The organism is Candidatus Nanosynbacter sp. TM7-008 (genome assembly GCF_022828245.2).
Taxonomy (GTDB): Bacteria; Patescibacteriota; Saccharimonadia; order Saccharimonadales; family Saccharimonadaceae; genus Nanosynbacter.
The window spans coordinates 393,992-416,309 of sequence record NZ_CP157587.1; the positions used below are offsets into that span (position 1 = coordinate 393,992).

Consider the following 22,318-nt stretch of genomic DNA (forward strand, 5'->3'; position numbering starts at 1 on the left):
ACAGTCCATAAAAAAGACCTCACGGCGTATGAGTTTAATTATAACGATTTTCCAATCAGTTGTAAATAGCCTATTTCTTACGATAATACTTCGCCAGGAACGAATCGCGAAACTCGTAAAAAGTTCCATCCTCCAAGCTGGCTCGGATATCATCAACCAACTTAACGATAAATCGTTCATTGTGGATTGACAGCAATGTCCCCGCCAACGACTCGCGAGCGTGCAAAAGATGACAGAGATAAACCGCCGTGTAATTCTTGCAAGTATAGCAATCGCAATCGTCCATAATTGGAGCAAACATCTCGCGGTATTTTCGACCGCGCACATTGACCCGACCAAACGGCGTATACGCGGCGCCATTCCTGGCTACACGCGTTGGACTCACACAGTCAAAGGTATCAATTCCCTGCTCAATCGCCGCAAAAATATCATCAGGCTCGGAAATTCCCAGTAAATGACGCGGTTTATTTTCAGGCAAAATTTGATTGACCCACTGAATCGTCTGCGCCATAGTTTCCTTTTCCAGCGCGCCGCCGATTCCATAGCCGTCAAAATCCATTGCGCCCAAAAACTCGGCAGTTTGCTTCCGCAAATCCTCGTAATTCGCGCCTTGCAAAACGCCAAATAAAGCTTGATATGGCTTATCTGGACGAGCCGCCCGCAAACGCTTGACTTCCGCCAAACTTCGCTCCGCCCAAGCATGCGTCCTAGCCAGCGCCTCAACTTGATATTCGTACGGATCAATCAAAGAGGTCAATTCGTCAAACGCAAAAGTAATGTCAGCGCCAATTCCAGCCTGAATTTGCATGGACAATTCTGGCGTAAATTTATGATAAGAGCCGTCCAGATGCGACTTGAATATCACGCCGTTTTCGTCCACCCAAGCATGGCGCGACGATTTTTTGGCAATCGCAATTTCTTCATCAACATCAGTGCTCATAGCCAAAACCTTCTTAAAACCAGAGCCCAAACTCAAAACCTGAAACCCACCACTATCCGTAAAAGTTGGACCATCCCAGTGCATAAATTTGCCAAGGTATCCAGCCTTTTCAATCAATTCGTGTCCTGGCTGCAGATATAAATGATAAGCGTTCGCCAGCACCGCCTGTGTGCCAACATCTTTCACCATCTCAGGAATCATCGCCTTAACATTAGCCTTAGTTCCAACCACAATAAACGCCGGCGTTTTAATATCACCGTGTGGCGTGTGAATAATTCCCGTTCGTGCCAACGTGTCGTTAAATCGTGAAGTTATTTCAAAAGAAAAAGGTTTTTCCTGCATAATCTGTTTGATTATATCACGAAATGGTCGACGGATCGTTTCGCGACAAGCTAATCACATCGCTACATCGCACCAAGTAATATTTATTCTCTTCCGCATTATTAACTATTAGCATAGGCTCACCACGACTAAGCGGCAATTCCGACACGCTTAATATTCGACCGTCAATATCCGGCCTATCGTTAATTTCTGGATTCCAGATCGCCAAATTATCCGCCCGCAGCGCAAATTCTTCAACATATTCACGGCTATTCACTTCTTCTAGCGGAACATCATTCCACGAAACCGCATTCAGCAAATCGCCAGGTAAACACCGGTACGCCGAAACTACACATTCGCCCTTAAACTCCCGCACTCTGCTAATATCCTGGATTACATTACGAGCGGCGCATTCATACTGACTCAATACATCAAGCTGCTCATCAAGAGGCAATTTATAGAAGCACTCATCATTAACTGCTTCACTTGCAAAATTTGCAATTTTATGAAGTTCATTTACCGCCATTTTAAGCTCTTCAACTTCACCATCAAATCCTTCCAAACGAATAATCTTATCTCTGTCGGGTATCACATAAACCTTCTTCGAAAAGCCTCCAGATTCATCATCTACCGTCACTTCAAGCGCCGCGTAAAATTTATCATGATAGCTAACAAAACACATCCCATCAATACACGCCCCAGAAATATCCATAAATTCATACTGTAATTCATTATTTTTCGTAGCGTCAGGAACCAACGCAAAACCAATAAAACCAACGGTGCTAATGCCATAAAGTCTTGTCGCAGAAAACTCAGACAAATGATCATTTAATATTTGGGCATATTCTCTTGATACTTCATCAAACTCCGACTTGTCAACATAAGAAAGATCCGTCGCTAGCTGCCAAGCGGTCTCCTGAAAATCGTCATTAAAAACCGTTTCAAATAAATCAATAGAGGCCCCGACCTCCTCTTTGTCAATTGGCGTCATATCAAGCACATCTTTCATATCTACACAAAAAGTCGCAAATCGATTTTTAATATCAAACATTTCCAGCACAGGGCGATCATCACGCCACGTAAAACTCGGTAGCCATCCAGATAAAACCGCAGAATTAGCGTCTTCTACATTATTTTCCCTGCCGTCAATTTTAACCTTATACGCCTGGCATTTCACTTGAATTCCGCCATCATACGGAATCTCATTCAAAACGCCATTTATTTCATCTATCAAAAGCCGCCTCGACTCCGCATCTTGAATGTCGTCAACACCAGCAACTTCTTCAATTTTGTCAGCATAGTGGCGTAATTTACGCACACATCGAGGAATACCGCTATCATCTGGCAATAACTCTATTGATACAATCGCCTGCTTATCAAGTGGAAAATAATAGTCGTTCTGCGAAGTTCGCACACACAAAGCAGCCATTTCTTTGGTGTAAATCGCAAACGGCGCTGAAATCTCAGGATCAATTTCCATGGGAGATATCAAATCTGCCACACCCTCAACCGACTGCAAATAATACGAACCATCTTCTTCGGATTGACTATATCCAACAACTCTAACCTTCTCGCCCTCAATATCTCCAACGTGCGCAGCTTGTTCTATCTCAGCGATTGCAATCTCGTCGTTTTCCCCTTCCCCGTCGAGCAATAAATTCGCGCCAGCAATTCGCCTCCAGTCTTCGTCAGAGAATAGCTTAGGAGAATTAGACTCCATATCAGGCTTTGAGCGTTCCATATTGATATATATTATACAACTTTAATCGATATTTACAAGTATAGCCCCTTCCGTATGCTGTATACTAGAAACATGAGCAGTAAAACCCTCGTTGATTTGGACCAGTGGCTAGCCCCGCACAAATCCACAATTCAGGCGCGCGAGAAGTATATTTCTTCGAAGTTGAAAAAGGTTTTAAGCGGCAAAACGCCAGCCGAATTCGCGATGGGTTTTTTGCATTTCGGACTTCATAAAACAGATGTGGGCTGGACGTTTAGAGAATGGGCGCCGAATGCGACTCAGATATTTTTAGTTGGCGATTTTTCAGATTGGAAAGAGCGCGAAGAATTCGCCTTAAATCGCGATAAAAATGGCGAATGGAGCATAAATCTTCCTGAAAATTCGCTTCGTCACGGACAAAAATACAAATTGCGTGTCTATTGGTCTGGCGGCGACGACTGGCGACTGCCTTCATACGCAAATTACGTCGTTCAGGACGAAAATTCTGTCGATTTTTCCGCGGTCGTGTGGTCGCCAAAAACTCCCTACAATTGGCAATATAAAATCCCGCCCAAGCCAAAAGTTCCCCTGATTTACGAAGCGCACGTTGGCATGAGTAGCCAGGAAGAAAAAGTTGCCAGTTTCAACGAATTCACCGCGGATGTTTTGCCACGAATCAAAGAATCTGGCTATAACACCATTCAGCTTATGGCAATCGCCGAGCATCCATATTACGGCAGTTTCGGATATCACGCCAGCAACTTTTTTGCGGTTTCATCAAGATTTGGCACACTCGACGATTTTAAGAAATTGGTCGACACTGCGCACGGAATGGGACTGCGCGTCATCATTGACCTCGTTCACGCTCACGCCGCCAAAAACGAAATCGAAGGTCTGGGCAATTTTGCCGGCGATCCGACACAATATTTCAAGCCAACAAATCATCCAGAATGGGATTCGCGATTATTCGATTACGGCAAGCCAGAAGTTTTGCATTTTTTGGCAAGCAATTGCCGTTGGTGGCTGGACGAATATCACATTGACGGATTTAGATTTGATGGCGTAACTAGTATGATTTACCACGATCACGGACTCGGGAAAAGTTTCACTAGCTATGACGATTATTTCCAAGACAACGTCGACAAAGACGCGCTCGCTTATTTAAGATTGGCGAACGAAACCATTCACACCGTTCGCCCTGACGCCACGACAATTGCAGAGGAAATGAGCGGCTTTCCTGGACTGGGCGCATCAACAAAAGACGGCGGACTGGGCTTTGATTATCGCTTGCAAATGGGCGCGCCAGATTTATGGATAAAAACCCTGAAAGAGAAAAATGATGAAGATTGGGATTTGGGGCAATTGGCTTACACTTTAAGCTCGCACCGGCCAGAGGAAAAAGTCATCAATTACGCCGAAAGTCACGATCAAGCGCTCGTCGGTGATAAAACGCTGATTTTCCGACTGATTGATAAAAATATGTATTGGCACATGGATAAAATCGACCCAGATTTAACGGTTGAGCGTGGCGTGGCGCTACATAAACTGATTCGTCTGATGACCGCGGGGCTGCACGGCGGCGGCTATTTGAATTTTATGGGCAATGAATTCGGACATCCGGAATGGATTGATTTTCCGCGTGAAGGTAATAATTGGTCGTTTAAGCACGCTCGTCGACAATGGAATTTACGCGACAACGGCTTCTTAAAATATCAATGGTTGGGCGATTTTGACGCGGCGCTAATGAAGATTATTGGGCAAATTGACAATTCTGACATTCAGCACCTGACGGTTCGCCAATCTGATCACACGGTAAGTTTTATACACGGCGACTTTTTATTTGTTATCAATTTTTCACCCGACAGATCCCACTCAGATTACGCGGTACCCGCAGAAGCTGGCTCTTATAAATTGGCGTTAAGTAGCGACGACAAGAACTTCGGCGGACAGGAGCGAATAGACCATAATTCCCGTTTTTTCACTTCCCCAGCTGATAATAGCCACAACCTTAAAGTTTACTTGCCAGCCAGAACGGGCATTATTTTACAGAAAGTTGACTAATCTCCTCCTAGTGTTGACTTTTTTACGCAAGTGTAACATAAATTAATACAGCTTTCGTTGACAATCCCGTCAACGAAAGTAGTCCTTGATAGACTGAAGGAGTCAGCCATGCTGAAACTCAAAATCATTGTCTCAATGCTAGCCGTAGCCGGGATGGTTATGCTCCTTATGGGGGGCACATACCTCACCGCTTCCCTGGCTGTCATCTGTACAGCGGTGGCTCTGCCACTGGCGGGCTATCTCACATGGAAATATCTCATTCCGGACGACCACTCCTTGGTCCCTTTCGTTCTATGGGTACCGGTAGCTGAACTACCTGCCCTATACGCGTTTAGGGATCTAGGGGTCATGAACACCCCGCTTGGGGTTACCATCGAACCCGATAAGGTGATATCCCTGGGAGGATTCGTTGCGCTTACAAACGCTATAGCAATCCTCCTTGCGGTCGTCGTGCCGCGATCGCCCAAGCGCGATGATGACGAGGACTAACCACGCCCGCTAGAAATAGTTCGCTGAGGCTTAGACTTCAGTTAGAGCTCTCTTGGCAGGCTATTTCTATTGGCATAAAATTTGTTACACTAGATATTGTGAAGAAAAAAGTACCAAAATTCATTGAGCAATCATTAGCCCGAGTCGCTAATCTTTATAGCTTTGAGCCAGAGCATCATCTGGAGAAAATCGACGAAAGTTTGACGCCGAATATGCGAGCTTTGCGCCTGGCTATGAAAGTCGCCGAGCAACTTCTGAGCATGGGCGTGGTTGCCCGCGATGTGGTTCGTATGGCGCAAGGAATCACGCGGACATATTGCCGCAGACCTGTTCATGTAGACGTGAGTTACACTTTGGTGACAATTTCTCAAGACCGCGGAGTTAGCCATGAGCCTTTGACGATGGCGCGAGTTATCGTTCCTGACGATCCTAATTATCAATTGATTCAAGCATTGCAATTATTAGCCCTCGACATTCGTCGCAAGCAACTTTCCCTGGAAGAAGCCGAAGAACGATTGTAACAAATACTCAAAAAACCCACCGAACATTCCCGACTAGTCGTTTACGCGGCGGGCGGATTAGTGAGCGCGGGTTCCGTCATTCTGTACGGCGGCAGTTTACTCATGGCGTCAATCGCGTTTCTGCTCGGATTCCTAGCAACTGGATTACTTAGGTGGCTGGGACGTATTGGCGCACCGTTGTTTTATTCGCAAGCCCTCGTGGCGATTTTCGTAACATTGGTGGCGGCGGGCGCAGCTTGGTGCAGCAATTATCTAGGGCTGAGCGTCAACGCAACATTGTTGGTTATCAGCGGCATCGTTTTATTAGTCGCGGGACTGATGTTTGTCGGCGCATTCCAGGACGCAATCGACGAATATTACATGACTGCCAACGCCAGATTGTTAAAAGTCGTAATGGCGACGGGCGGCGTAATTGCTGGCGTGATGGTCGGATTATACATTGCGACAAAATTCGGTATTACTTTCCCGGCAACGCCAGATCGATTGACATTGGCAGACGGACACACGCAATATTTGGGCGCTGGAATTATCGCGGCGGCGTTCGTTCTGAGAAATCATTCTCGATTTTTGGGGATGATCATTTCTGGATTGATCGCAATTTTCGGCTGGTGGATTTCAAGATTAGCCATGAGTTTTGGCTTTGATATCGTAACAGCAAGCGGCATCGCGGCGGCGGTAATTGGGCTGGTCGCAGTCCTGACTTCCAGATTATGGAAATTCCCCTCCCTGGCGATCATTGCAGCGGGAATCGTGCCGCTAGTCCCAGGATTGTCGCTTTACAATGGATTAATGGGCGTCGTCCTATATCCACCGAACAGCGTTAACTTCTTGCCAGCCTTGGCTATCTTAGCGCGAGCAATCCTCATCGGCGTAGCAGTAGCAATTGGCGCGTCATTCGGCAACATCGTCGGTCGCCCAATTCGCCGACAATTCATCAATTTATTCCGTCGCAACACGCAAGCATCATGAAAAATAGCATAAAATTCATTGGTTTGTCAGACTCACGATTATTTCACATGCGCGGAGTGGCGTATAAATCTTACAATCTAGCTCGCGAAGTCTTCAACATGGAAGAAGACGTGGCGCGCGGCTTATTTTTAATGGGACTGACGCACGACTTTGCCTACGCTTTTGTTGAAAATCAGACAGATCACGAACATGAAGGCGGCAGGATATTAGAACTATCTGGCTTCAATTGGTCTGATTCTGTATTTAATCACGGAGATCCTGAGGTGGACGATTGGACGGACGAATTGCTTATCTTAAACTTGGCGGACATGACGACTAGCCCAGACGGCAAACCGATAACCATAGACCAACGACTGGAAGATATCGAAAACAGATATGGCATAGATAGCATTCAGGCGACAAAAGCGCGCAAATTGACCAAACGAATCAAAGAAGAACTCACCAAACGAAATCTAACAATCCCAAACTTATAAACCTGAAATTTAGCCAAACAAAAATCCTCGGATTCACTCCGAGGATTTTTTATGAGATAGAGATTATTTATTTCGCTTTTCGATAATCTCTTGCGCAACGTTTGGTGGAACTTCCTCATATTGAGCCAATTCCATCGTTGAAGCGGCGCGACCTTGAGACATCGAGCGAATGTCTGATGTGTAGCCGAACATATTTGCTAGTGGCACAAACGCCTTAATCAACTTAGCGCCACCCATCAAGTCTTCCATGGCGTCGATACGTCCGCGACGTGAGTTAAGGTCGCCGATGATGTCACCCATGAAATCTTCTGGTGTAGTAACTTCAACCTTCATGACTGGCTCAAGCAAGATTGGGTTAGCCTGTTTAATACCTTCACGAGCAGCTATCGAACCTGCCAATGAGAACGCCAATTCTGAAGAGTCGACATCGTGGTATGAACCATCGTAAAGTGTAGCCTTAACGTCAACAACTGGATAGCCAGCAATAACACCGCCTTCCAATGTTTCGCGAATACCCTTCATTACGGCTGGGCGATATTCCTGAGGAACCACGCCACCCTTAATTTCATCAACGAATTCAAAGCCTTTACCAGTCTCATTTGGCTCAAAGCGAACCCAAACGTCACCATATTGACCGCGACCACCAGACTGCTTGGCGTGCTTACCTTGAACTTCAGAACGACCCTTGATACTTTCACGGAAGGCAACCTGAGGCTCACCAATATTAGCTTCAACCTTAAATTCGCGCTTCATACGATCGATAAGAATATCTAGGTGCAATTCGCCCATTCCTGACATAATTGTCTGACCCGTTTCCTCGTCAGTGTGAATTCGGAAAGTTGGGTCTTCTTCAGCCAAGCGTTGCAACGCCAACGCCATTTTTTCCTGGTCAGCCTTTGACTTTGGCTCAACCGCAATCGATACTGGTGGTTCTGGGAATTCAATTGATTCAAGAGCAATTGGATGCGCCACGTCAGACAGCGTGTTACCAGTTGCGGTAGATTTCAGACCAACCACAGCGGCGATGTCACCAGCTTCAACCTTGCTAATTTCTTCACGCTTGTCAGCAAACATACGAACAATTCGTCCGATTCGCTCTTTCTCACCAGTCGTCGTATTAAGTACGTAGCTTCCTGAGTTCAAAACTCCAGAATAGACACGAACGAAGATCAATTTACCAACAAATGGGTCGGCAGCAATCTTAAACGCCAAAGCCGACAAAGGCTCCTTATCTGATGGCTTGCGGCTAACTTCGTCGCCAGTCTTTGGATTCTTGCCCCAAATTTCATCAACGTCTAGCGGACTTGGCAAAAAGTCAACCATCAAGTCAAGCAGCTTCTCAACGATCACACCGCGACCGTCACCACCAGTAACTAGGTAAAAGTCACCAGCCAAAACGCGCTTACGTAGAGCCATCTTCAGCTCGTCAACGGTAATAGCTTCTTCACCCTGCTCCAAGAACTTCATAGTAAGTTCGTCGTCAGCCTCAACGGCGTTTTCAACCAACAGAGAACGTGCGTTCTTAGCTTTTTCAAGCATATCAGCTGGAATTTCACCAACCTTAAGCTCGTGGTCTGTATAATCGTCGTAGGTGTAAGCCTTCATATCAATCAAGTCAACAACACCGTGGATAGTCTTTTCAAAACCAATTGGCAAGTGAACTGGGAAAGCCTGCTTACTCAAACGGTTGTGAATTGATTCTAGAGACTTGTAGAAGTCACCACCAGTCTGGTTGATCTTGTTAACGAAACAAATACGTGGCACGCCGTACTTATTGGCCTGGCGCCAAACGGTTTCAGACTGAGCTTCAACACCCATCTTACCGTCAAAGACCGTAACCGCACCGTCAAGCACACGCAAGCTACGCTCAACCTCAGCGGTAAAGTCGATGTGCCCTGGGGTGTCGATAATATTAATCTTGTGATCTTTCCAGAAACAAGTCACAGCAGCTGACGTAATAGTAATACCACGCTCTTTCTCCTGTGCCATCCAGTCGGTGGTAGCACCGTCACCTTCACCACGAACCACACCGATCTTATGTGTCAAGCCAGTGCGGTACAAAATACCCTCAGTTGTCGTCGTTTTACCGGCGTCAATATGGGCAATAATACCAATATTTCTAAAATTCTTTAGCGGAACATGCGTCTCTGCCATAAATTTTCCTTTATATTACGTTAATTTGCCGAGATTTTTGGTCAATTTTTTGGCACCAAAAAACTACTCTTGCGTTTTATTATATCAGTTATCTATGTTTTTGACTAGCTCTGAGCCGGAGGATTTTTAGACTCGTTGTCGTTCTGAGCTGGCGCCGCAGGCGGATAGTTAGATGGAGGCTGTTGCATAAGCGGCTGCGCGTATGTTGGCGGATATTGACCAGGCTGCTGCTGATGATAGTAGTTTTGTTGTGAATATTGTTGTTGCGGCAGAATTGGCTGCTGATATGGCTGCGGCGGATACTGAGACTGCTGTGGGAATTGTCCGGCGGTAGGATATGGATAGGCGTTCATCTTACGTCGATTACTGACAGAAACAGCAATTACAATAATTGACACTGTTAAGAATAATGCCCCCGTTGAGAGAATCACCACAACCACAATTATAACTGTAGTATTATTTTCTGATTCGCTCGTTCCAGCTTCTGCGCTAGATGCCTCACCTTCCGTAGAATCATCTGGAGTATTGGATGAAACTTCGATCATCTTTGCTACTAAATAATTGTCGGGATATTTTTTATCCAATTGCTCAAATTTAGCTTTTGCCTGAGAATATTTACCTTGAGAAAAACTCTCCAAGCCATCTTTCCAGAGCTTAGTCAATTCGCCATTCGCCGATAACGCAACATTATTTTTCTTCGCCATAGTTTTCAGATCGGCGATATCACGGAATATTCCCTCTCCAAAGCAAGAATTATTGTGCTCACTCCTATTCGCACAGGACGAGCCGCCGTAAGTATTCAGTCCAATCTGCTTGCCATCCTCATCAAACGCTGGACCGCCACTATTGCCCGCCGCAATTTGTGCGCTCATTGAAAACAGCTTATGACCACCCGCGTCACTAGCCGAACCAGAAACATCACCTTGAGTAACAGTTGGGACAGTCTTACTCTTCTTCGTATTTACGCCGTCGTCGACAATCGCTGGATAACCAATCGCCGTCACTCGATCACCTCTGGAAACCTTAGAGCTATCACCTAACTCTACCGCTGGAAATCGCCCTTCGACCTTCAGAATTGCTACGTCACTTTTGTCACTATTCAGGTCCATGCTATGACCCTTCAAATCAACTTCCGCGTCAATTTTCTTCGCCGGAATATTAGTCTTCGTCTTTTTCCACTTAAGATTGCCCGAACCGTCATCTTCGCGCGCAATAGGTTCGCTTGAGGTCTGAATGACATAATCGTATCGATCGTTTTGCGAGCGTATATTATCGGCAGGAACCTGATTGATAAGACCGAGAATTGCCGCCTGCGCGCTCTGATCGCCGCCATCAGCCTTATTTGCCAAATCCCGAAGCGTCTCTCGAGTTATATAGCCCGCATCTACCACAAACTGTATATATTTATTCATGTTCTCTTGCGTGTTGATACCCATGATCATGCTTTGATTCGAAACTTCAGTCACATGTCCGTTTGTAGCGATGTAGCCGTCGTCAGAAACAATCGATCCGCTACCAATTCCACCCGTACACAAACCATTCAGCCGCATACTCGCGCCATTCTGCGCCGTATAAATCATATCAGCACAACGATATGTTCCCACGCGGACAGTAGCAATTTGATTCCTTGCCACCACTTTGATGACGGAATCTTCGTCTAGTTCATCCAAAGTATTTGTAGTGTCTTTATCTTCTGAGAAATTTTCCGCCTTAGTTTCGGTCTTAGCTATCGTAGCTGAAGCCACTTGCGCCTCATTATTGCCATCAACCCTAACCAAGTAGCTACTGTCTGGATTCTGGAAAGTTACCTTAGCAACCAGCGCCTCCAGCTGGTCAATGTATGGCTGTGTGTACGAATTTTTACTCAATGCAAAAATCGTCATCCAGTACGGTCTACCGTTCTGAATTGTCAAGTAAGTTATTTTTTCACCAGTTTTCTGCCACTTGCCGTCAATAGTGCTTCCGTAATCAACGACCATTTTCTTAAACTTCCGTCCAGAAATCATCGCGTCGCTGGTGTGATATTTTAAGTTTGGGTTATCCTTTTTCTGCTTGTTAATATCGCCCTGAAGCATCAAATCCAAATCTGAATATTTCTTCGTGTCCTTGTATTCCTCGGGCATCGTTGATCGATCAAAATAAGCTTTTTTGCGCGAAGTTATGATTGAGAAGTCTGGCATAATCTTCCTAAACGAGAATTTCTCCTCTTCCTCCTTCGGCTTTTCTGAGCCTTTTCGGAAATTCAATCGCAAAATCGCATAAGCGCGGCTTTCTTTCAGTTCATCGTCGGCATACGTAGTGGCGCTATACTGCTTTTCATTAGAGTCTTTATTTAAGACGTGACCTTCGCCAGTAAAAATACTCTTGTCGTACCGAATTGAATAGCCATATTTGGAAACGACTTTTTGCAAATTCTTAGCATCTTCTTCGGCAAAAATCTTCTGGATCTTCTTTTTTGCGGTTTTACTAACTCCGGAAGAGCGGTTATTATTAACGACAATCAGCCCAACTATAACGGAGATCAAGAAAACTACGCCCAGAACGATGGCTGTAATTTTTAATTTCTTCATTGACTTCTGATTCATATTGCTCCAATCCTAACGATAATTTACAAATTGCAAAGGTGTGTCATAATCACTTTCTCGCAATAAACTAATAACTTTTTGCAGCTCGTCCTTCGATGCAGAAGTAACACGAACGAGGTCGCCCTGAATTTGCGGCTTAGCTTTCGGCGCATTAGCGCGAATATCAGCGGCAATTTGCTTCGCCGTCGGCTGGTCAAGACCTTGCTTGAACGGAATTTCCCAAGTCGTCTTTAAGTTTGAAACAACTTTCTCTTTTGATAAATCCAAAACTTTGCTTGATTGACCGCGCCCCGCCAATTTCTTACGAACAATATCTAGAACGGCGTCAACTTGCCAATCGCTGTCGCCCGTAATCTTCAAACCTTTCTTATCGTCCAGCCAATCAATTGCCGCGCTCGTCCCCTTAAAATCATAACGCCCTTGGATTTCTTTTTCAGCCTGCATGAAAACATTATTCATCTCAGTTTTGTCAATTTCTGACACAATATCAAACGAAAAACTCGCCATCTTCCCTCCTAATTTTTTCTATTATACCAAAAAATCGCCCCGTTTAGAGCGATTTTCTGATTTTGCTTTCAAGCAATAATTAGCCGCGAGCAAAGTGCGCAAAGGCGCGGTTAGCTTCAGCCATCTTATGGGTGTCCTCCTTCTTCTTGAAGGCAGCACCAGCTTCATTGTAAGCGTCAACGATTTCCAACGCCAAACGCTGTGAATATGGCATTCCACTACGAGCGCGGGCTGCTTGAACTAACCAGCTAAACGCATAGTGCAATTGTCGATGTCCCTGAACTGGGAATGGAATCTGATAGTTAGCACCACCAACGCGGCGAGATTTAACCTCGAAGCTTGGGCTAACGTTCTTCAATGCTTTTTCAAACACTGCCAATGGATCTTCAGAATCCAATTTCTTAGCAGCAGTTTCTAGGGCTGCGTAAACAGCGCGCTCAGCCGCCAATTTCTTACCGTCTAGCATTGACTTGTTGATCAAGCGCTGAACCAGCATGCTTTGATATCGGCGATCAGGCTTAAGTTCACGCTGCAATTTTTTGGTAACTTTACGAGGCATGATTATTTATCCCCTTTCTTTGTACCGTACTTAGAGCGACCCTTCTTACGGTTGTTGACACCTTGAAGGTCAAGCGCACCACGTACGATGTGATAACGCACACCCGGAAGGTCAGGCACACGACCACCGCGGATCAAGACCACAGCGTGCTCCTGCAAGTTGTGACCTTCACCACCGATGTACGCCCAAACTTCATAGCCGTTGTTCAATTTAACACGAGCAACTTTACGCAAAGCTGAGTTTGGTTTCTTTGGCGTCTTAGTCGTCACACGCACACAAACACCACGCTTAAGAGGTGCATTCTGGTCATAATAACGCGTTTTTAGGGCGTTATGAATACGACCTAGTGCTGGCGACTTGGACTTTTTCTTAGCCGTTTGGCGCGGTTTGCGCACCAATTGGTTGATTGTTGGCATCCAATTTCTCCTTGGTTGATTTACTAATTATGGCAATTCGCCTTACGGTTTGGATTCAGCAACTCCTCTCCGTGTCTATACCTTTTCCGCCGAGATTGCAGTCTGTACACATTCAAACCACCGCGCACTCCGAAAAGAGGAAACTCTGAGAGAAATTATAACACACTTGACGTCAAATATCTACCCAAAATATAAGGATTTTGTCTACAAAAATACAGAATAACTACGCAGCTTCAGACTCAGAATATCGCTCCGCCTCAGTCCACCATCCGATATTATCCTGTGATGCATGCACGCCACCTTCAGACATCAGCCTAACAACTCGAAGTCCGCTCTCCGCCAATCGCAACGCTAAACGATCGTTAAATACGCTTGGACTGACTTTACTTTCTGTGCCGTTTAAGATAGTTAAAGCAGTATCTCCGTCAATTGCTGGGTTTTTTCTATTCTTAGCCTCAATAATCGTATTTCCGATATCATGACGATTAATAGCCCACGGATAATAGAACAGTCCAGCCGTTCGACAAATTGCAAGCTTAGCCAGACTCTTCGTTCCATTAACGCCTCTTAAAGCAACCCATTCGGGATTATTTTTCAATATATCCGCGTACCCGTCACCGCCGTGCACCAAAAAATTAGCAACAAACCGTAAAAAATTATTCTTTTCATCAAGACCAGCCGTCTCCCATAATCCCAGCCGCTCCAGATGAACTTCTCCCGGTGCGGTATGCACAATAGCCGACGCAACGTGAGCTCCAAGCGACGCCCCCAGAACACGACTAACTGAATCAAAATCCAGACCGACATAGTCCAACCCTTGAGCAATAGCATCCCACTGTTTTATGGCGCCAGGCTTAAAATCCCCCGACAGAAGTGCTTGCTTTACATCTTCACTCATATTCGGAAGATCAATTTCGACACCTGGGTTATCTACATATAGCACCACACCGCCCTCTATAGTTGCGGTGGCTTTTGCTCGCTCCTGAGACAATGGATTATGTAGTGTGCCATCAGACCACTGAGGCAAGATTATCGTAGCTTTCCCGTTAGCATCTCCTTGACGAGCATCGGCTACATAAACACCCAGATTGTTATCCGTTATGATTCGCCCGTAAGTAACATCGTCCCAGCCATTTGGCTTTAACACCTGGCTCCAATCCTCTTCAGGCATAGTCTTGGCTATAAATAATTCGCTCATAATCGAATCTCCATTTCTTAACAATCAATCTGAACATTTCACCTTCATTTAGTGTATGCATATTATACAACCTTTATTGTAAATAATCAATAGAAAACCGCCCCGGAATTGAGGCGGTTTCTGTAGCTACGAAGCCTACTTATTAAGCAGCAACTTCTTCTTCGACGAATTCGTCTTCGCTCGGTGTTTCGAATTCTTCATCTTCTTCGATTGCGCCAGTTCCTACTGGAATCTTGCGGCCGATGATGACGTTTTCCTTCAAACCGTGCAAGTGGTCGGCTCGACCAGATACAGCAGCATTGATCAAGACGCGAGTAGTGTCTTGGAAGGATGCAGCCGATAGCCATGAGTCACTCCAGATTGACACCTTTGTGATACCAAGTAGCAATTGTGTGTAGCTAATCAAGTTCTTACCTTCAGCGGCCAATTGCTTATTTGCATTGACCACAGCGGCCTTAGAAACGATATCGCCAGTCACGAATTCGCTATCACCAGCATCTTCGATTTGCACGCGGCTAAACATTTGGCGAACAATAATCTCCAAGTGCTTGTCAGCCACGTCCTGACCCTGAGCAGCGTAGATTCGCAGAACTTCGTTGATGATGTAGCGCTGAGTTGCCTCAACACCCTTAAGTCGCATCAAATCGTGCAAGTTCAACGATCCAGCTGTCAATCGATCACCAGCTTCAACAACATCGTTTGCCTTAACGACCAACTGCATGTTGCCTGGAATTTCGTAGCGAGTTGGCGAAGCAGCCTCTGCCGCGATCACCAAAGTATCCTCAGCCGACTCAATCACACCGTCAAATGGCGCGATCAAAGGTCGAGTGTCGCTCTCGCCAGTTGCCAAGACATCGCCAGCCTTAACACTTGAGCCAGCCTTAACTACAACGGTTCGTCCTTCTAATGGCAATCGCTCAACCTTGCCAGATTCTGGTGTAATTTGAACGATATACTTCTTGCCATCTTCCCAAACGTCAACCAAACCAGCAACTTCCGTAACGAATGCTTGACCCTTTGGTGTGCGGGCTTCAAACAGCTCTTCAACGCGAGGAAGACCTTGGGTAATGTCACCACCAGCAACACCAGAGTTGTGGAAGGTACGAAGCGTCAACTGAGTGCCTGGCTCACCGACTGACTGAGCGGCGATAACACCAACTGGCTGATGATTGCCAACCAATTTACCAGTCGACATATCAATACCGTAACTTCGCTGCGGAATACCGTTAAGATTGTTTGTTGACAATACAGACTGAATCTTAACACTTTCAATACTTTCGTCGTCGTCAATTGAATCTGCGATTTCACGCGTGATCAACTCGTTCTTATTGACGTGACCTGGAATTGTTTCAGCAGCATAACGACCAGCCAAACGGTTTGAAAAGTCAATCATCGTCTCTTCAGTTTCTGATCGGTAAATTGCGTAACCTTCATCGTCGCCATCGGTATCTTCAACAGTAAAGACATCTTGTGCAACGTCAACCAAACGACGAGTCAAGTAACCTGAGTCGGCAGTCTTAAGAGCCGTGTCAATAAGACCCTTACGTGCACCACGGGTTGCGATAAAGGCCTCAAGGCTAGACAAACCGCCCGTGTAAGAGCTGCGGATTGGAAGCTCAATCTCATGGTTGGTTGCGTCCATCTGAACACCAATCATCGCGCTCGCCAACTTCACGTTGGAAATATCACCACGAGCACCAGAGTTGACCATCATAGAAATACTGGTGTCCATGTGTGCCAATTGGTCTTTCAAGAACGCCGTAATCTTATTGTCGACGTTTCGCCATGCGCTAACCGTCAAGTTGTATCGCTCTTCCTCTGTAATCAAACCTTGGTCGAATTGCTCAGAAATCAAAGCTGCCTTAGCATCACCTTCAGCCACAAACTGAGGAATTTCCTCAAAGTGGACGTAGTCGGTCATACCAGTCGACACAGCCGCAACCGTAGCAAAGCGGAAAGCTTGACCCTTCATACGGTCTGCAATCTTAGCGGTTTCTTCGGCGCCATACTTGTTAAAGATTTGCGCCAACACCTTCTTAAGCTGCTTCTTGGTCTGGACATTATTATCGTATGGGAAATCTTCAGGCAGAATCTCATTGAAGAAGACGCGACCCAAAGTTGTTTCACGCATTTTACCTTTCGCAAAGATACGAATTGGGGTTTGCAAGTGAATTACGCCATTGTCGTAAGCCATTTCTGCTTCGTAAACAGAGCTGTAGGTCTTAACCTTATCAGTCTGAGCTTGCGGTTTGTCGTAAGTCAAGTAATAGTTACCAAGCACGATGTCCTGCGAAATGTGCAGCACTGGCGCACCATCGGCAGGCTTCAACAAGTTGGCAGTTGCGCTCATCAACTCACGAGCTTCAGCCTGAGCCTCTTTTGATAGTGGCAAGTGAACAGCCATCTGGTCACCGTCGAAGTCGGCGTTAAATCCGGCACAAACTAGCGGGTGCAATTGAATAGCTTTTCCCTCAACCAAAACTGGCTGGAAGGCTTGAATTGACAAACGGTGCAAACTTGGTGCACGGTTAAGCAACACGTACTTGCCTTCAATTGCTGAATCTAGCGCGTCCCAAACTACCGCTTCACCAGCTTCGATTAGACGTGAAGCCGAGCGAATATTGTGCGCAAATTCATTCTTAATCAACCAGCTAATTACGAACGGTTTGAACAATTCCAGCGCCATTTGCTTTGGCAAACCACATTGGTTAATCTTCAATTTTGGACCAACCACGATAACCGAGCGACCAGAATAGTCAACACGCTTACCAAGAAGGTTCTGACGGAAGCGACCTTGCTTACCCTTTAGCATATCGCTCAAGCTCTTCAAGCTGCGGCGACCACCAGTCGAGCTAACTGCGCGACCACGTGATGCTGAATTGTCAATCAAAGCGTCAACAGCTTCCTGAAGCATGCGCTTTTCATTGCGCTGAATAACTTCTGGCGCGTTAAGCTCAATCAACTTCTTCAAGCGGTTGTTTCGGTTGATAATTCGGCGATACAAATCATTCAAGTCAGATGTCGCAAATCGGCCACCAGACAACGCCACCATTGGGCGAAGATCTGGAGGAATAACTGGCAGAACAGTCATACATAGGCTTGACGGCTTAATGCCAGCAGATTCCATACTCTCCAGCATCTTCAAGCGCTTTAGTAATTTCTTCTGCCGCTGACCTTTTGCGGTTTCAACTTCCTCTGTCAATTCAGCGATAAGCTTTGGCAACTCAATCTTGCCCAAAAGTTCCTTGACCGCGCTAGCACCCATACCAACTTCGATCAATTCGTCATATTCTTCTGGCAAGTTGCGATATTCGCTCTCTGAGATCAAAGCACCGAAATTCAAGCTCTCCAATTGAGATTTCTTGCCAACGTAAGCTTCCTCCAACTCCTCAACTTCACGGCTCTGCTCTTTAGCTAGTTGCTTAACGTCAGCGCCATCTTCTTCAGCCATTTTTTCGTAGCGGATTTTGATAGCCTTACGAGCCAAATCAGTTTCCGCTTCCAAATCTGCCAAATATTGATCACGAGTTGTTTCGTCAACGTTTAAGATGACGTAAGTTGCAAAGTAAACGATTTTCTCAATATTGCGAACCGTCATGCCGAGCAGCTGGCTCATTGCGCTTGGAGTGCCGCGCATAAACCAAATGTGCGCAACAGGCACTGCCAATTGAATGTGTCCCATTCGCTCACGACGAACGATTGACTTAGTGACCAATTCACCATTCTTATCGACAGCAGCTTCGCGTGAACGTACACCCTTAAGCTTTGAGTCGTGTGGATTGATATCCTTAACTGGACCAAAGATTCGCTCACAGAACAATCCATCGCGCTCTGGCTTTTGTGTGCGATAGTTAATTGTTTCTGGCTTCAAAACTTCGCCGTAGCTCCATTTCAGAATATCTTCTGGGCTAGCTACCGCCAAACGAACCGCGTCAAAATCGCTGATGCCCGTTGCGTTAAATGCAGAATTTGCCATCTTACGCGTCCTCCTTTATTTCTTCTACTTCATCAATATCTTGCACGCTCATGCCATCGTCAATTTCACCGATGTCATCTGATTCGTCCAAGTATTTTTCTTCCTTGTCATCATCGTCAGCGGCAACGGTTTTGTCTTCCGGACCACTTGAAGCAATAACGTGTTCGGCGTCAACCGTTGCTTCGTCGTCGACCAAGTCAACTCGAAGACCCAAACCTTGAAGCTCCTTAACCAACACGTTGAAGGACTCTGGAAGTTTTGGACCAACAATCGGCTCATCCTTAATGATTGACTCGTAAGCCTTTGCGCGACCGTAAACGTCGTCAGACTTAATTGTCAACATTTCCTGCAAGGTTGCAGCAGCGCCGTAAGCTTCCAATGCCCAAACCTCCATTTCACCGAAGCGCTGACCACCGTTTTGTGCCTTACCACCAAGCGGCTGCTGAGTAACCATCGTGTATGGACCAGTTGAACGGGCGTGAATCTTGTCAGAAACCATGTGGTGTAACTTGATCATGTGCATCACACCAACTGTTGTTCGCTCCTCAAATGGCTCACCGGTGCGACCGTCAAACAATTGACTCTTACCGTCACGCGCCAAACCAGCTTTTTCTAGCTCGTCGGAAATCTTCTCGCTTGGAACACCGTTAAATGACGGAGTTGCTACACGGTAACCCAATGCTCGCGCTGCCATACCAAGGTGAGTTTCAAAAATCTGACCAAGGTTCATACGGCTTGGCACACCAAGTGGGTTCAAAACTACATCAACTGGCGTACCGTCTTCTAGGAATGGCATATCTTCAACAGGAAGTACTTTCGCCACAACACCCTTGTTACCGAAGCGCCCAGCCATCTTATCACCAACGCCAATCTTTCGTAATTGCGCAACAAAGATCTGAATTTGCATCAAAACGCCAGCCTTCAATTCATGGCCATTCTCACGACTAAAGATCTTAACGCCAACGACTTTACCGCCGCCCGCGTTGTTCATTCGCTGTGATGTATCGCGAACGTCCTTAGCCTTTTCACCGAAGATGGCGCGAAGCAAGCGTTCCTCAGAGCTCAATTCCTGCTCGCCCTTTGGTGTAATCTTACCGACCAAAACATCGCCAGCCTTAACCTCAGAACCAATTTGAACAATTCCGTTCTCATCCAAGTGGCGCAAACTTTCCTCGGAAACGTTTGGAATATCACGCGTCACAATCTCTGGACCAAGCTTCGTTTCACGAACTTCAACGGTGTAATCTTTAATGTTAATGCTTGTCAATCGATCATCTTCGACCAGGCGACGGCTCATAATAATCGCGTCTTCCATGTTGTAGCCACCCCATGGCATAAAGGCAACCAGAAGGTTTTTACCTAGGGCAATTTCACCGCCAGCAATTGAGGCACCTTCAATCAGAATGTCACCCTTCTTCACCTTGTCGCCACGCTCAACGCGGACTTTTTGGTTGTAACAACGATCGTCATTATTCTTCACGAAATGCTTCAACGTGTAAATCTTTACGCCGTCAGCATATTTAACATGGACTTCGTCAGCATCAGCGCGAACGACTTCGCCGTCACCACTAGCTTGAATCAAGTGGCCACTATTCTCAGCCACAGCCTTCTCAATTCCAGTACCAACAGTTGCAGATTCTGGACACAATAGAGGAACCGCCTGGCGTTGCATGTTTGAACCAGTCAAAGCACGGTCGACACGAGTCTTTTCAATAAACGGAACCAACGCCGCAGTCGAACCTAAAATCTGACGGTGAGCTGCGTCCATGAATGTAACTTGGCTAGCCTCAACTTGTGATGGCTGCATGTTACTTCGAGCATTAACGCGCTCATCTCGGAAAGTTCCGTCTTCGTTAAGAGCCTCACCAGCATCAGCGATAACTTCACCAATTTCCTGTGAAGCATCCAAATAAACAAGCTCGTCAGTCACTTTACCATCTTTCACACGAAGATATGGAGTCTCGATAAATCCGTATTCATTAACACGCGCATAAGCCGCCAAGTTAAGCACCAAACCAATATTCGCACCTTCTGGCGTTTCCACTGAACAGATACGACCATAGTGAGTTGGGTGGGCGTCGCGGACCTCAAATCCAGCGCGCTCACGGGTCAAACCGCCAGGACCAGTCGAGCTCAAACGTCGCTTGTGGCTCAATTCTGACAATGGGTTAACTTCGTCAAGCAGCTGCGACAACTGACTTGAAGTAAAGAATTCACGAACTGCTGCAACAATTGGACGAGCGTTAATCAATTGACTTGGGCTAACGCTTTCCAAATCAGCCACACTCATGCGATCCATTGCATTGCGCTGCATTCGAAGCATACCAACGCGGAATTGTCGGGCAATCAATTCACCAACCAAGCGAACTCGGCGGTTACTCAATGCGTCAATGTCATCAGCTGGCTCCTGCGTATTGTTCAAGCGAATAACTTCACGCAAAATCGCCACCAAATCGCTCATCTGCAACGTACGATTTTCTGCTGTATTTGCAACATCTAGACCCAAGCGTTGGTTCAATTTATAACGACCAACCCGCGAATAATCAAACCGCTTGAAGTCAAAGAACATTCGCTCAATCATCTGACGAGCATTATCAACTGTCGCCAAATCACCTGGACGCAATCGACGATAAACCTCAATCAACGCCTCGTTCGCACCACGAGAAGTATCCTTGTCCAAAGTTTCGTCAATGTATTTTACGTCGCCAGTATCAATATCAGCGAACAATTCCTTAATTTCGCTAGTCTTTGGATAGCCCAAAGCGCGCAACAAAGTCGTTGCTGGCATCTTGCGGCGGCGGTCAATCTTTACGTAAATCGCGCCGTTAGAAGCCGTCTCAAATTCCATCCAAGCTCCACGTCCTGGAATGATTTTTGCGCCGTAGTAATTACGTCCCGCTACCGTTTCAGCAGTGAAGAAAACACCAGCAGAGCGAATCAACTGGCTAACAACCACACGCTCCGTACCATTGATAATAAACGTGCCGTGCTCGGTCATCCATGGATATTCACCGAGGTAAATTTCCTGCTCTTCAACTACGCCAGTTGTTTTATTTGTCAATTCAACTGTTGCGTGCAATGGAGCCTCAAATGTCAAGTTGTTTTCCTTGGCAAATTGGTCAGTGTTTTTTGGCTCGCCAAAATAGTATTTGCCGAACTTTAATGACAACTTCTGACCAGTGTAGTCGTCAATTGGGTTAATTTCTGAAAATATCTCACTCAAACCTTCTTCGACGAACCAGCGCCAAGAATCTTTTTGGTGAGCGATTAAGTTTGGTAGCGGCAGGGCATTATCACCAGAGGTGAAATAGACGCGCTCGCTACTTGTGGTTGGTTTTTTTGCCACAGGCGTAAACACTCCTCGCTTTAATTAGTGGTTAATAGACGGCCGTGAAGATCTCTAATTCATAGCCCAAAATCACGATTTGC

General features: G+C 46.0%; 14 protein-coding genes and 1 pseudogene. 5 read left to right on the forward strand and 10 right to left on the reverse strand.

The window, feature by feature from the left end:
• Nucleotides 1–70: 70 nt before the first annotated feature.
• Entirely contained in the window at nt 71–1,282 is a 1,212-nt protein-coding gene (tgt, locus tag LRM48_RS02200; RefSeq protein ID WP_243812375.1) for a tRNA guanosine(34) transglycosylase Tgt, read from the reverse strand.
• 16 nt (nt 1,283–1,298) lie between these two features.
• Nucleotides 1,299–3,002 carry a hypothetical protein gene (locus LRM48_RS02205; RefSeq protein WP_243812374.1) on the reverse strand — a complete coding sequence of 568 codons (1,704 nt, stop codon included), beginning with the start codon at nt 3,000–3,002 and terminating at the stop codon, nt 1,299–1,301.
• A gap of 72 nt (nt 3,003–3,074) precedes the next feature.
• Here LRM48_RS02205 and LRM48_RS02210 point away from each other — a divergent pair, with 72 nt between their 5' ends.
• The 5 genes and pseudogenes from LRM48_RS02210 to LRM48_RS02230 all read left to right on the forward strand — a co-directional run bounded on the left by LRM48_RS02210 (nt 3,075) and on the right by LRM48_RS02230 (nt 7,494).
• Nucleotides 3,075–5,042 carry an alpha-amylase family glycosyl hydrolase gene (locus tag LRM48_RS02210; RefSeq protein WP_426303668.1) on the forward strand — a complete coding sequence of 656 codons (1,968 nt, stop codon included), beginning with the start codon at nt 3,075–3,077 and terminating at the stop codon, nt 5,040–5,042.
• Nucleotides 5,043–5,150: 108 nt separating this feature from the next.
• Complete coding sequence (locus LRM48_RS02215) at nt 5,151–5,531, forward strand: hypothetical protein (RefSeq protein ID WP_243812372.1); 381 nt, start codon at nt 5,151–5,153, stop codon at nt 5,529–5,531.
• Nucleotides 5,532–5,791: 260 nt separating this feature from the next.
• Nucleotides 5,792–6,433, forward strand: a pseudogene (locus tag LRM48_RS02220) (threonine/serine ThrE exporter family protein); the annotation flags it as partial.
• A 42-nt stretch (nt 6,434–6,475) separates the two neighbouring features.
• Nucleotides 6,476–7,021: a threonine/serine exporter family protein gene (locus LRM48_RS02225; RefSeq protein WP_426303694.1), complete on the forward strand. Its 546-nt coding sequence runs from the start codon at nt 6,476–6,478 to the stop codon at nt 7,019–7,021.
• The gene (locus LRM48_RS02230) at nt 7,018–7,494 is read left to right on the forward strand and encodes a hypothetical protein (protein ID WP_243812370.1); all 477 of its coding nucleotides are present in this window, start codon (nt 7,018–7,020) and stop codon (nt 7,492–7,494) included. The genes LRM48_RS02225 and LRM48_RS02230 overlap by 4 nt, the downstream gene beginning before the upstream one ends.
• A 63-nt stretch (nt 7,495–7,557) precedes the next feature.
• On the opposite strand, the gene fusA is transcribed toward LRM48_RS02230, so the two are convergent.
• The 8 genes from fusA to LRM48_RS02270 form a co-directional block, all read right to left on the reverse strand.
• Nucleotides 7,558–9,648 (reverse strand): elongation factor G, encoded by a 2,091-nt coding sequence (gene fusA / locus LRM48_RS02235; protein WP_129631013.1) that lies wholly within the window; start codon nt 9,646–9,648, stop codon nt 7,558–7,560.
• 104 nt (nt 9,649–9,752) lie between these two features.
• A complete protein-coding gene (locus LRM48_RS02240) occupies nt 9,753–12,233 on the reverse strand; it encodes a S1 family peptidase (RefSeq protein WP_243812369.1) in 2,481 nt (826 codons plus the stop codon).
• A gap of 12 nt (nt 12,234–12,245) precedes the next feature.
• The gene (locus LRM48_RS02245) at nt 12,246–12,740 is read right to left on the reverse strand and encodes a YajQ family cyclic di-GMP-binding protein (RefSeq protein ID WP_129744320.1); all 495 of its coding nucleotides are present in this window, start codon (nt 12,738–12,740) and stop codon (nt 12,246–12,248) included.
• Between the two features lie 79 nt (nt 12,741–12,819).
• A complete protein-coding gene (gene rpsG, locus LRM48_RS02250) occupies nt 12,820–13,299 on the reverse strand; it encodes a 30S ribosomal protein S7 (protein WP_243812368.1) in 480 nt (159 codons plus the stop codon).
• Between the two features lie 2 nt (nt 13,300–13,301).
• Nucleotides 13,302–13,715: a 30S ribosomal protein S12 gene (rpsL, locus tag LRM48_RS02255; RefSeq protein ID WP_129631024.1), complete on the reverse strand. Its 414-nt coding sequence runs from the start codon at nt 13,713–13,715 to the stop codon at nt 13,302–13,304.
• Nucleotides 13,716–13,938: 223 nt separating this feature from the next.
• Entirely contained in the window at nt 13,939–14,913 is a 975-nt protein-coding gene (locus tag LRM48_RS02260; protein ID WP_243812367.1) for a hypothetical protein, read from the reverse strand.
• A gap of 142 nt (nt 14,914–15,055) precedes the next feature.
• Nucleotides 15,056–18,889 carry a DNA-directed RNA polymerase subunit beta' gene (gene rpoC / locus LRM48_RS02265; protein ID WP_243812366.1) on the reverse strand — a complete coding sequence of 1,278 codons (3,834 nt, stop codon included), beginning with the start codon at nt 18,887–18,889 and terminating at the stop codon, nt 15,056–15,058.
• A gap of 1 nt (nt 18,890) precedes the next feature.
• Nucleotides 18,891–22,235 (reverse strand): DNA-directed RNA polymerase subunit beta, encoded by a 3,345-nt coding sequence (locus LRM48_RS02270; RefSeq protein WP_243812365.1) that lies wholly within the window; start codon nt 22,233–22,235, stop codon nt 18,891–18,893.
• Nucleotides 22,236–22,318 lie beyond the last annotated feature (83 nt).

Coding starts and splice junctions, on each gene's coding strand:
- LRM48_RS02260 (WP_243812367.1), bottom strand. CDS start 14,913: ATGAGCGAATTATTTATAGCCAAGACTATGCCTGAAGAGGATTGGAGC.
- LRM48_RS02210 (WP_426303668.1), top strand. CDS start 3,075: ATGAGCAGTAAAACCCTCGTTGATTTGGACCAGTGGCTAGCCCCGCAC.
- tgt (WP_243812375.1), bottom strand. CDS start 1,282: ATGCAGGAAAAACCTTTTTCTTTTGAAATAACTTCACGATTTAACGAC.
- rpsG (WP_243812368.1), bottom strand. CDS start 13,299: ATGCCTCGTAAAGTTACCAAAAAATTGCAGCGTGAACTTAAGCCTGAT.
- LRM48_RS02230 (WP_243812370.1), top strand. CDS start 7,018: ATGAAAAATAGCATAAAATTCATTGGTTTGTCAGACTCACGATTATTT.
- LRM48_RS02245 (WP_129744320.1), bottom strand. CDS start 12,740: ATGGCGAGTTTTTCGTTTGATATTGTGTCAGAAATTGACAAAACTGAG.
- rpoC (WP_243812366.1), bottom strand. CDS start 18,889: ATGGCAAATTCTGCATTTAACGCAACGGGCATCAGCGATTTTGACGCG.
- LRM48_RS02240 (WP_243812369.1), bottom strand. CDS start 12,233: ATGAATCAGAAGTCAATGAAGAAATTAAAAATTACAGCCATCGTTCTG.
- LRM48_RS02215 (WP_243812372.1), top strand. CDS start 5,151: ATGCTGAAACTCAAAATCATTGTCTCAATGCTAGCCGTAGCCGGGATG.
- LRM48_RS02225 (WP_426303694.1), top strand. CDS start 6,476: ATGGTCGGATTATACATTGCGACAAAATTCGGTATTACTTTCCCGGCA.
- LRM48_RS02205 (WP_243812374.1), bottom strand. CDS start 3,002: ATGGAACGCTCAAAGCCTGATATGGAGTCTAATTCTCCTAAGCTATTC.
- fusA (WP_129631013.1), bottom strand. CDS start 9,648: ATGGCAGAGACGCATGTTCCGCTAAAGAATTTTAGAAATATTGGTATT.
- rpsL (WP_129631024.1), bottom strand. CDS start 13,715: ATGCCAACAATCAACCAATTGGTGCGCAAACCGCGCCAAACGGCTAAG.